The following is a 10758-nucleotide window of genomic DNA, read 5'->3' on the forward strand; positions in this document are numbered from 1 at the left end:
GGCGATGCGGTTGCCGTAGCGGCCGATCAGCGCGCCGAAATACGGGGATTCCGCCAGGTAGCCAGCCAACGAGTCATAACCCAGCACCACGTCGTCGAAGCGGCCGTTCCGGTCCGGCACGCGCAGGCTGAGGATGATTCCGCCGTAGTTGGTGACCCGCGCCTCTACCCCCCGCCTGTTGGTGAGGGTGTAGACATCAACGGGCTGTCCTCCTGGGGCCATACCGAAGGGGGTCCGTTCCACGATGCCTCCTGTGAGGAAGGTGAATGCGCGCGGCCTGTCGCGCGCAGGTCCTGAGCTGGACGCGAGTCGTCAGCTTCCGGCCCAGGCAAGTGAGCGAGGGCCGGCTTCATAGCACGCAGGGCGTGAAGCTTCAGTGGGAACCACGGCCGTGCGGCGTGTTCAGGCGCCACCTGTCAGCCGTGAGGCTCCGCGGCTGCCCAGGCCTCCGCGACGGCGAGATACTCGCGGGACTCGGCCTCCCATCCAAGCTCTCGAAGGTGCAGCCCCGTGGAGACCCGCTCGATGAAGCCCCACTGCCAGATGGCCTCCGGCTCGACGCCGGTCAGGCGGGCCAGGAGAGCGCAGCGCCGATGGCCCAGCGCCAGGGGGTTCCCCTCCAACAATTCGGTGCCCCACTCGCGCATGGGAATGGCCAGGTCGTAGGCGCGCTCGATGAAGAGCCCCTCCGGGTCCACGAATTTATAGCGCCGCGGTTCGCCCTCGGCGGACGCAAGCAGGAGGTTGCCCGCATGAGCGTCGCCGTGCGCCAGGACGGCGGTGTGGGGCGCGAAGGCGGCCCGGCGGGCGGCGGCGAAGGCGAGCGCCACTTCGAGCGTGCGTTCGGAGCACGGCTTTCCCTGCTCGCGCCACGTCCTCTCGATGAATGCGGCGAGGTCAACGGCCTTGCGGTCACCGGACAGGTAGACCCCGCTTGTCCGGCGGCACGGTCCAGGCCTGCAACAGGGTGGCGCAGAGGGCCTCGAGCTGGACGTCGATCCCGAGCCCGAGTTCTGAAAGCGCTGGGCCGAGCCGCTCAATCAACAGGGCTCCGCTTTCCTCATGGTGGCGTAAGAGTTGGGCGTAGCCCCGGCCCTTCGCCGCGAGCAGCACGCCCAACTGGCGGCGCTCGGGATCGAGCCAGGGAACGGGGAGCTTGAGCACTGCCTGGCGGCCATCCGCGGTCGTTGCTTCCAACACGATGGAGCCGCTGCCGCCCCGAAGTGTGCGCCCGACGATGAGCTTCCACTCGCGCTTCAGCGCCGTGATGAGCGGCTCCAGGCTCTCCACCCATGCTTCGCCTTCCGCGCCTTGGAGAGCCACCCGGCGCCGCACCTCGTCGGGTATGTCGATGGTTCGCCGCGTCATGCCCATGGGTTGGAGCGGATCCACGAAGCTCAGCCCTGCGACTCCCGCAGCGTCACCGAGGGCGGTGCGTCCAGCACCCGCCGGGTGGCGAACATCCCCGCGCTCACCGCCGCCAGCACCCCCAGCCCGCCTCCCACCACCACCAGTCGCCAGTCCGCCTGCCACGGCAGGCTGAACACCTGCGTGGCGATGACCCCGGCCAGGACGGAGGCGGCGCACGATGCGGTGAGGCCCGACAGCAGGCCAATGGCCGCGAACTCCGAGGCCTGCGCGAGCCGCAGCTGTCGGCGGCTACCGCCCAGCACCCGCATCACCCCTCCCTCCAGCAGCCGCTCGTCCTGGCTGGCACTGACCGCGGCCATCAACACCAGCAGGCCCGCGAGCAGCGAGAAGTAGAACACCACCTCCACCACGGTGGAGACCTGGTCCGCGGTGCTGCGCACCTGCTTGAGCAGCGCGTCGACATCCACCACCGAGAGGTTGGCGAAGCGGGCCACCAGCTCCGCGGTGAAGCGCGTGCGCTCCGGGGGCACGTGCACCGCGGTGATGTAGCTGGCCGCATAGCCCTTGAGCGAGCCCGGCGAAGCCAGCACGATGAAGTTCGGTCGGAAGCTCTCCCACTCCACCTTGCGCAAGCTGGTGACGGTGGCCTCGAACCGCTGGCCCGCGATGTCGAAGGCCACGCGGTCACCGAGCTTCCAGCTCATCGAGGCGGCGAAGCCCTCCTCCACCGACAGCTCTGGCTTCTCCGGACCCTGTGGGCCCCAGAACGCGCCCGCGGTGACGCGGTTGTCGTCGCGCAGCGTGTCAGCGGTGGAGAGGTTGTACTCGCGGTCCGCGCGCCGCTGCCTGCGACGCTCCTCCTCGGCGTCGGCGTCCTCCGCGGCGGGCGGCGCCTTCACCGGCTCGCCGTTGTGCGCCACCAGACGGCCACGCACCATGGGGAAGAGGTCCGGCGCGGGCAACCCCTGCTCCGCCATGAACGCACGCACCGGCTCTATCTGGTCTTCCTGCACGTTGACGATGAAGCGGTTGGGAGCCTCCTTGGCGAGCGACACCTGCCAGCGATCGAGCAGGTCGGTGCGCACGAAGGTGAGCAGCAGCAGCGCCATCAGCCCCAGGCCGAGCGCCGACACCTGGGCGACGCTGGTGGCCGCCCGTCGGCTCACATTGGCCAACCCGTAGCGCAGGCTCCCGCGCAGCCGCGAGCGCAGCCGCCGCACGACGGCGATGAGCCCCCAGGCCAGTGCGGCCAGCACCCCCAGCGTGGCGATGATGCCCAGGAGCATCCAGGACGCCAGCCCCGCCGAGCCAGCCTTCCACCACAACAGCGCGGCCAGCCCCAGCACGCCCGCGAACCCCACCAGCCAGGCGCTCGGCTCGGTGCGGTCGAGATCCCTCCGCAACACGCGCAGCGCGGGCACCCGACGCAGCGCGAGGATGGGCGGTGCACCAAAGGTCAGCAGCACCACCAGGCCCACCCCATACCCCTGCACCGCCGGCACCCAGCCGGCCGCCGGGATGGCCAGCTTCAGCGCCTCGGAGAGCCAGTTGCCCACCAGCCACTGCAAGAGGAAGGCGAGCAGGACGCCGATGGAGCTCGCGATGAGCCCGAGCAGGAGCAGCTCGCCCCCGTGGGTGCCCACCAGCGTGCGCTGGCTCGCGCCCAGACACCGCATCACCGCGGTGCTCGACAGGTGCCGCTCGCTGTGTCGGCGCGCGGCCATGGCCACGGCCACCGCCGCCAGCACCACCGACACCAGCGCCGCCAGGCTCAGGAAGCGGCCGGCACGGTCGAGCGCGGAGCGCACCTCCGGACGCGCGTCCTTCACCGTCTCCAGGCGCTGGCCGCGTGCGAGCCCCTCGCGCGCGGTGCGCACGAAGCGCTCCACCGCCGTTGGCTCTCCGGCGACCACCAGGCGGTAGCGCAGCCGGCTGCCCTCCTGCACCAGCCCCGTCGCGGGCAGGTCGGCGAGGTTGAGGAACACCCGGGGAGCGATGTTGAAGTAGTCGAGCGCCGCATCCGGCTCCTGCACCACCAGGGCGGCAAGCCGCAGCTGCGACTCGCCGACACCAATCATGTCCCCCAGTTTCGCGTCCAGCGCGTCCGCGCCAGCGCGGCTCATCCACACGCTGCCCCGCTCGGGGATGCCGGCGGCGTCGCGCTCGGGGCCGTCCACCGTCTCCACGATGCGGAAGCGGCCCCGCAGGGGAAACCCCTCTCCGAGTGCCCGGAGATCTCCGAACTTGAGCCGCTCATCGTCCGCGTCACCGACCCGGACCATGCTGGGCAGTTCCTGCGTCTCGGTGCTTCGCAGCCCGGGCGCTCCCGCCGCCTCGCGCACCACCCCGGCGAGGGGGGTGTCGCCGACCACCACCGCATCCCCGCCGAGCAGCCGGTTGGCCTCGAGGGCGAGCGCGCGCTCGGCGCGGTCGGTGACGAAGCCAATGGCCGTCACCGCCAGCACCGCGAGCACCAGTGCGGCGAGGAGGATGCGGAGCTCGCCAGCGGCGAAGTCACGGCGCAGCTGGCGCCAGGCCATCCTGAGCAGTCTCATGAGGGCCGCCTCTCATTGGCCACCAGGCGGCCCGCGTCGAGCCGCAGCCGCTGCCCGCAGCGCGCCGCGAGGTGCTCGTCATGGGTGACGAGCACCAGGGTGGTCCCCGCCTCCGCGTTGAGCGAGAAGAGCAGCTCGATGATGGCCTGGCCGGTGCTGGTGTCGAGGTTGCCGGTGGGCTCGTCGGCGAAGAGCACCGCCGGCCGGGTGACGAAGGCACGCGCCAGGGCGACGCGCTGCTGCTCTCCCCCCGACAGCTGGCGCGGGTAGTGGCCGAGCCGCTCTCCCAGCCCCACCTTGCCGAGGATGGCCCGGGCGGGAGTCTCCACATCCGCATCTCCGCGCAGCTCGAGCGGGAGCATCACGTTCTCCAGCGCCGTCAGCGAGGGCAGCAGCTGGAAGCTCTGGAAGACGAAGCCCACCTTCTCGCCGCGCACGCGCGCGCGGCCGTCCTCGTCCAGGGCGGACAGCGGCTCGCCGTCCAGCAGCACGCTGCCGGTGCTGGGCGTGTCCAGCCCGGCCATCAGCGACAGCAGCGTGCTCTTTCCCGAGCCGGAGGCCCCGACGATGGCCACGGTGTCGCCATGGGAGATCGAGAAGCCCACCCCCTCGAGGATGGTGAGTGCTCCGGACGGCAGGGACACCCGCTTGCCCAGTTCCGACACCTGCAGGGCCAACCGCTGCGGGTCGGGTTGGACTTTGGCGTGCGACGCGATGTTGTGGGGCATAATGGTTCTTCGGCAGGGGAGTGTCTGCTCGCGGAGCAGGCTTGTAACGCGCACCCGGAGGAGTTGCAGCGGATGAGCCAAGAATACATGAGGGAGCGTACCCGGGCCTCCGGTGTGCTCAGCTACCTGGTGCTGACACTGGCCGTGTTACTGACCGCTCTGCCGGAGCCGGCCGAGGCGGCCGGGTCCGGACGGACGGTGCTGGTGATGGGGGACTCGCTGTCCGCCGCCTACGGGCTCGCGCCGCGGGAGGGCTGGGTCGCGCTGACGGCCGAGCGCATGGCCCAGCAGGCGCCCGGATGGCGGTTGGTGAATGCCAGTGTCAGTGGTGAAACCACCGCGGGTGGCGCCTCACGGATAGAAGGAGAGCTCGCGCGCAACCGGCCGGAGGTGGTGGTCATCGCCCTGGGGGGCAACGATGGCCTGAGGGGCCTGCCGCTCAAGCAGACCCGGGCCAACCTGGAGAAGATGGTGCGCGCGGCCAAATCCTCCGGGGCCCGGGTGCTGCTGGTGGGCATGCGCATGCCACCCAACCTCGGGAAGGCCTACACGGAGGGCTTCGCGGCCAACTACCGCGCGGTGGCCGAGGCGCACCAGGTGGCCCTGCTCCCGTTCCTGCTGGAGCCCATCGCGCTGGACCGTGGCGCCTTCCAGGCCGACAACATCCACCCCGTGGCCGCCGTGCAGCCCAAGCTGCGTGACCACGTCTGGCCCGCGCTGGCTCCGCTGCTGAAGTGAGCGAGGGAGCCCTCCCTCACCACCTGCTGACCGCGCGCCGCGACGGAGAGTCGATGGGCGCAGCGGCGCTCGTCTGACTCACATGCGATCGGGACGGCGTGAGTCTGTCCGTCGCGATCGCGGTGCTCCCCCTTCATCCCGGGCGGGAGGACCGCTTGGAGGAAGCCATGAACAAGAGCTGCTTCATGACATGACTCAATCAGTGCCTCGCAAATCATTTCGGCCAGTTGCAGTGGCCATATTCATCCAAGAGGAGTTTTTCGCAAGATATGTAAGGTTTGTCACCGCGGGCGTGGCTGCCATTGCAGTGGTGTCCACCGAGCATACGCGTCCCGGCCAGACATCGAGCTGATCACCCGAGCGGAGCCGGCAACGACGGCCTCTGCGCTCGCGGCTGTCGAACGGACGGTGACGAATGCCGAGGCGCGAGTGGGCGACTCGACAGGACTTCTTCGTGGCGAGGGAGCCCGGATCGTCGTGACCGATGGGGCCGGCAGCGGCGCCAGGCCCAGCACCGTCCTGCGCAGAGCCAGCCCCACCCGCAGGGCGACCGCCGCGACGAGGGCACTTTCAAGTCGAACGATGCCGCAGCGCGACAGCCCTTCGGAAAGGAGCGGCGCCGCGAGTCGCTCATAACTCGTCTTGACACGCTCTGGCCGGATGGGTGAGATACAAAATTTTACGAATAGCTTATCAGCCTATCCCCCCCCCCGGACCGATGTGTATGAAAGAGGACATTAGATGCGGTTGAAGACATTCATTCTTTGTTCGATGTCCATTGCGCTGCTGACAGCCGATGCTTTCGCGCAGACCGGCGCACCGGCGCAAGCGGCCGACGCAGGCCAGCCCCAGGCGGACGCCGGCGTGGTCGCTGAAACCTATGAGCCCGCGCCCGACGAGTATGTCGAGGAGATCGTCGTCGTCGGCCTGCAACGCAGCATGCAGAAGGCGCAGACCGTCAAGCGCGACTCCGACCAGATCGTCGATACGGTCGTGGCGCAAGACATCGGCAAGTTGCCGGACGTCACGGTCTCCGAGACGGCCGCCCGCATTCCGGGTGTCCAGGTGGACCGTGCCCGGGGCGAAGCGCAAGGCCAGGTGCTGGTGCGTGGTCTGCCTGATCTCACCACGACCTATAATGGTCGGGAGATCTTCACCGCCGAGACGCGCAGCGTCGCGCTTGCCGACTTCCCAGCGGGCGGCATCGCGTCGCTTGACGTCTACAAATCCACGACCGCCGATCAGCTCGAAGGCGGCCTCGCCGGGCTCATCGACGTCCGCTCACGCCGGCCGCTCGACTTCGAGGGCTTTGAGATCTCGGGCGCCCTGCGGGGCACCTACGCCAACCAGTCCGGCAGGTTTGACCCGAACGGCAACCTCCTGGTCACCAACCGTTGGAAGACTGGTGCGGGCGACATCGGCGCGCTGATCAACGTCTCCTACACCCGCCTCAACTACCTCGACTCCGCGCGCTGGAACACCGGGTTCATTGGCACCGGGACATCCGCGGACACGGGCGAGCAGTTCCGCTTCCCCGATGTCGTCGGCATCTTCTATGGGGCAGGCCAGCGGGAGCGGCCGTCCGTGAACGGCTCGGTGCAGTGGCGGCCGCAACCGGGACTCGAGTTCTATGTCGACGGGCTCTGGCAGGGGTACCGCGACAACGTCTCGGACCGCATTCTGGAAATGCGTTTGTGGGGCGGTGGCAGTCGATACACCAATGTGAAGTTCCGGCCGGGCACCACGGACCAGGCGCAGAGCCTCACCGTCGAAAATGCCGCCCGGCCGTTCATGTTCCAGGGAGCAACCCTCCGCGAGACCGACACCTATCAGCTCGCCGTCGGCGGCGCCTACGAAGTGGGGCCCTTGCGGCTCACGGCCGATGTCGCGCGGACGGACAGCAGGTTCGACATGTCGCTCTACAGCTTCGACCAGGAGCTGGCCTCCTCCCCCACCTTTGACGTCAACTTCGACGTGCCGAGGGGACCCGGCGGCATGGAGTTCAGCCTCCAGAACTTCGACCTGACGGATCGCGCCAACTTCCGCTATCTCGGCTTTTTCGACAGGTCCTATGTCGCGGCGGGCGACGACTGGCAGGCTCGAACGGACCTCGACCTGAACACCGGCGTCTCCTTCATCCCCAAGCTGGAGGCCGGGTTCCGGTTCACGACGCGCGACGCCTTTCAGGAGAATGGTCAGCGCTACGGCACGCCCGCGGCCGGGACTCCGCTCTCCGAGATACCGGTCGAGCTTCATGAGTTCCGCGGCGGCTTCCGAGGCAGCGACATCCAGGGGACACGGACCTGGATCGTGCCGACGTACGACAGCATCCGGAGCAATGTGGAGCAGCTGCGCTCCCTTCAGGGCTTCGCCCCGGGCGTCCCCGAGAGGTTGTCTGTCTTCGATGCGAACGAGCAGACCTTCAGCGGGTACGGGCAGGCGCGCTACGAATTCAAGGTTGCCGACGTGCGGGTTGACGGCGTTGTCGGCCTCCGGGCGGTGCGCACCAACACCTCCCTCACCACCTTCCCCAGCCTCACCACCACCCTGACGGACGACTGGGGGTATACCGACCTGCTTCCCAACGCCAGCGCGAGGCTTCGGCTCATTCCCGGCCTCCAGCTGAGGCTCTCCGCCAGCAAGACCCGTACGAGGCCGAGCTTCGAGCAGCTGCGACCGGCCATCCTCGACGCGCCGCCGCCCTGTCTGGCGGATCCCAACGCGCCTCGGAGCTGCCAGGTCACCGGTAGGGGTGGCAACCCCGATCTCAAGCCTGTCCGGTCGAATAACTACGACGCCACACTTGAATACTATTTCTTGCAGACCGGTATGGCGTCACTCGCCGTGTTCCGCCGCGACTTCAACGGCTTCATCACGAACGTCGACGTGACCCGGGACGACCCGGTCTATGGGCCTGGTCGGGTCCGCGTGAACATCCCGGTGAACGGCGATGGCAGCATCCAGGGCTTCGAAGCCTCGCTCGGGAGTTTCTTCGATTTCCTCCCGGGCTGGGCCAGCGGCTTCGGCGTCTATGGCAACGTCACCTATCTGGACGACAAGCAGTACTTCCCCGAGGGCATCGAGCTCCAGCAGGGTGAGGCCGGCCGGATCCCCGGCGTTTCCAGATGGTCCTACAACCTCGTCGCGATGTACGAGCGCGAAAAGTTTTCCGCCCGTCTGGCCTTCAACCAGCGCTCGCCCTGGATCACCTCTTACGTCCAGGATCCGCAAGGGGCAGGGTTCACGGGTGAGTTCGTGGAACGCGTTTCGCGTCTCGACTTCTCGGGGAGCTACTCGCCCTGGGAGAAGGTCTCCTTCACCCTCGACGCGTCGAACATCCTGGGTAATCCCTTCAGGAACTTCAGGCGGTTCACGCCCGAAGGCGCCACCTACCCCCGCGACGTGCGCTACGAGGAGAGCATCTACTCGCTGGGCGTCCGCGTCCGCATCTAGGTAGAAGCATGGCGAGGCTGGGGTGCGCTCCAGCCTCGCCGCGGCCTAACGCGGCTCGAGGGCGGAGATCTGGGGCACGCCGTCTTGCCAGGCCAGTTGAACGATGTGCATGAAGCGCCCCAGCTTCCCTGGCCTGCAAGCCGTCGTCGCTGACCAGGAATGGAAGGCGAGGAGTTGCCTGTCCCCGGATTGGAACACGGTCTGATGACCGGGGCCGCTGAGGCAGGGTTGAAACGTGCTGGCGAGGAACGGATTGTTCGGCGCATCGACGCAGGGCCCCAGCGGCCCCTCGCAGGTGGCGTAACCGGTCGCGTAGCTCGAGACGCGCTGCGCGTCGTGCCAGGCATAGTCATTGGCGGAGAAGAACAGGACATAGGCGCCGTCCCGCTCGATCATGCTCGGAGCCTCGACCACGCGTCCCTCCCAGGGGGCGTCGTTGCGGATCAGGGAGATGCGGTCGCCGGTCAGGCTGAGCCCATCGGGGGAGAGCCGCTGGGCGAAGATCTCCGTCGGCTTGTTGAAGCCCGGGTTGTTCCCATCGTTCTTGAAGTAGAGGTAGAGCTGCCCGTCCGGAGCACGGAACGGGCTCGCGTCGATCGTGCCGCCGAGCTCGTACTGACACACGAGGGGTTCAGCGGCTTGCGAGGTGAAGGGACCGCGCGGGTCGTGGCTGGTCGCGGCTCCGATGCATTGCAGGCCGCTGGCCGCGTGGCGCGCGGTGAAATAGAGCACGAAGCCGCCCGGTGTTCGCAGCACTTCGGGCGCCCAGGTGAAGCCGGGCTTCGCCCAGGAGGGGAGGACGGGCATCGCGTCGTGCAGCCGGGCCGGCTCCCGTTCATCCCAAAGGATTCGCCAGCTCGCGAGATCCATGGACGACGCCATCTGCACGTTGGCCACTCCCGTATTCGTTGCATAGGCGAAGTAGCGCCCTTCGTGCTCGAGGATGAACGGGTCCGGGAAATCGGCACGGAACACAGGCGGATATGGCACGCCAGCCTGCGGGGGCGGCGGGTCGCTCGCAGTCACACAGCCGTCTGTAAGAGCCAGGGCCGCGGCAAGAAAGCCGAAGAACGACGCTCTACCCATGCCTGACACGGAAGCTCTCCTCTCGAGTTCGCCCGAGCCAGTGCCGAGACCCTGAGCATGGCTGGGGCGGAAGTTGGTTGTAGGAACTCTATCATCATACGAATCAGGTCGCTGATGAGGGCAGCTCCAGGGTGAAGGTGGCGCCCTGTCCGAGGCCGGGGCTGGAGCAGGTCAGCCGTCCCTTCATCTCCGAGGCGGACAGGGCGCTGATGTGCAGGCCGAAGCCATGGCCTGTCTTCTTGGTGGTGAAGCCTTGCATGAAGAGGCGTGGCAGGTTCTCCGGGGCGATCCCCACGCCGTTGTCGGTCACCTCGATGCATGTCCCCGTCCCCTCGGGCGTCAGCCGGATGCGCAGGCGCATCCACTTGTCCTTTCCCTGGCTGTCCACCAGTGCGTGCCGCGCATTGCTCAGCAGGTTGATGAGGATTTGCAGCAGCTTGTGGCGGTCCACGGAGATGGGCGGCACGGGGGCGAAGTCACGCTCGACGCGGATGCCCAGCTGCTCGAAGGAGCCAGCGAGCAGGCGCAGCGCCTCGTCGAGGAGCTGGGGGAGGGCCACCTGCTCCACCACGCCCGCGGCCCGCGCGTGCATCTGCTGCATGGCGATGATGGAGTTGATGTGATCCACGCTCTCTCCCAGCGCGTGCATCTCCTGGAGAAGGCTCTCGCGCTCCTCCTGCAGCTGACGGGAGAGGGCGATGAGGTAGGCCGGAAGCCGCTGGCCCTGGGGGTCATGGGTGAGGAAGGAGGCCAGGTCGGCGGTGTGCTCGCTCAGGAGATCGGTGGCCTTGGCCAGACCGGAGAGGCGAGACTTGCGGAGACGCTCG

Annotated in this window: 8 protein-coding genes and 1 pseudogene; 2 read left to right on the forward strand and 7 right to left on the reverse strand. The window is 68.2% G+C overall.

Features of this window, described 5'->3' with window-relative positions:
* The 5 genes and pseudogenes from VF697_RS13180 to VF697_RS13200 form a co-directional block, all read right to left on the reverse strand.
* A pseudogene (locus VF697_RS13180) lies at nt 1-222 on the reverse strand (galactose-1-epimerase); the annotation flags it as partial.
* 194 nt (nt 223-416) lie between these two features.
* Nucleotides 417-830 carry a hypothetical protein gene (locus VF697_RS13185; protein WP_414641286.1) on the reverse strand — a complete coding sequence of 138 codons (414 nt, stop codon included), beginning with the start codon at nt 828-830 and terminating at the stop codon, nt 417-419.
* 82 nt (nt 831-912) lie between these two features.
* Entirely contained in the window at nt 913-1374 is a 462-nt protein-coding gene (locus VF697_RS13190; protein WP_331094844.1) for an aminoglycoside phosphotransferase family protein, read from the reverse strand.
* Nucleotides 1375-1397: 23 nt separating this feature from the next.
* On the reverse strand, nt 1398-3926 hold the full coding sequence (locus tag VF697_RS13195) for an ABC transporter permease (RefSeq protein WP_331094846.1): 2529 nt from the start codon (nt 3924-3926) through the stop codon (nt 1398-1400).
* Complete coding sequence (locus tag VF697_RS13200) at nt 3923-4654, reverse strand: ABC transporter ATP-binding protein (protein WP_331094847.1); 732 nt, start codon at nt 4652-4654, stop codon at nt 3923-3925. The genes VF697_RS13195 and VF697_RS13200 overlap by 4 nt, the downstream gene beginning before the upstream one ends.
* 72 nt (nt 4655-4726) lie before the next feature.
* Here VF697_RS13200 and VF697_RS13205 point away from each other — a divergent pair, with 72 nt between their 5' ends.
* Together VF697_RS13205 and VF697_RS13210 are read left to right on the forward strand one after the other, a co-directional pair.
* Nucleotides 4727-5392 (forward strand): arylesterase, encoded by a 666-nt coding sequence (locus tag VF697_RS13205; protein WP_331094849.1) that lies wholly within the window; start codon nt 4727-4729, stop codon nt 5390-5392.
* 741 nt (nt 5393-6133) lie between these two features.
* A complete protein-coding gene (locus tag VF697_RS13210) occupies nt 6134-8845 on the forward strand; it encodes a TonB-dependent receptor (protein WP_331094851.1) in 2712 nt (903 codons plus the stop codon).
* A 45-nt stretch (nt 8846-8890) separates the two neighbouring features.
* On the opposite strand, the gene VF697_RS13215 is transcribed toward VF697_RS13210, so the two are convergent.
* Both VF697_RS13215 and VF697_RS13220 read right to left on the reverse strand, forming a co-directional pair.
* Nucleotides 8891-9931, reverse strand: a complete 1041-nt coding sequence (locus VF697_RS13215) for a glycoside hydrolase family 43 protein (protein WP_331094857.1) — start codon at nt 9929-9931, stop codon at nt 8891-8893.
* A 103-nt stretch (nt 9932-10034) separates the two neighbouring features.
* A partial coding sequence (locus VF697_RS13220; RefSeq protein ID WP_331094853.1) for a sensor histidine kinase occupies nt 10035-10758 on the reverse strand: 724 nt, incomplete at its 5' end.

Source organism: Archangium sp. (genome assembly GCF_036388035.1).
Lineage (GTDB): Bacteria > Myxococcota > Myxococcia > Myxococcales > Myxococcaceae > Archangium.

Coding starts and splice junctions, on each gene's coding strand:
- VF697_RS13190 (WP_331094844.1), bottom strand. CDS start 1,374: ATGGGCATGACGCGGCGAACCATCGACATACCCGACGAGGTGCGGCGC.
- VF697_RS13195 (WP_331094846.1), bottom strand. CDS start 3,926: ATGAGACTGCTCAGGATGGCCTGGCGCCAGCTGCGCCGTGACTTCGCC.
- VF697_RS13200 (WP_331094847.1), bottom strand. CDS start 4,654: ATGCCCCACAACATCGCGTCGCACGCCAAAGTCCAACCCGACCCGCAG.
- VF697_RS13205 (WP_331094849.1), top strand. CDS start 4,727: ATGAGCCAAGAATACATGAGGGAGCGTACCCGGGCCTCCGGTGTGCTC.
- VF697_RS13210 (WP_331094851.1), top strand. CDS start 6,134: ATGCGGTTGAAGACATTCATTCTTTGTTCGATGTCCATTGCGCTGCTG.
- VF697_RS13215 (WP_331094857.1), bottom strand. CDS start 9,931: ATGGGTAGAGCGTCGTTCTTCGGCTTTCTTGCCGCGGCCCTGGCTCTT.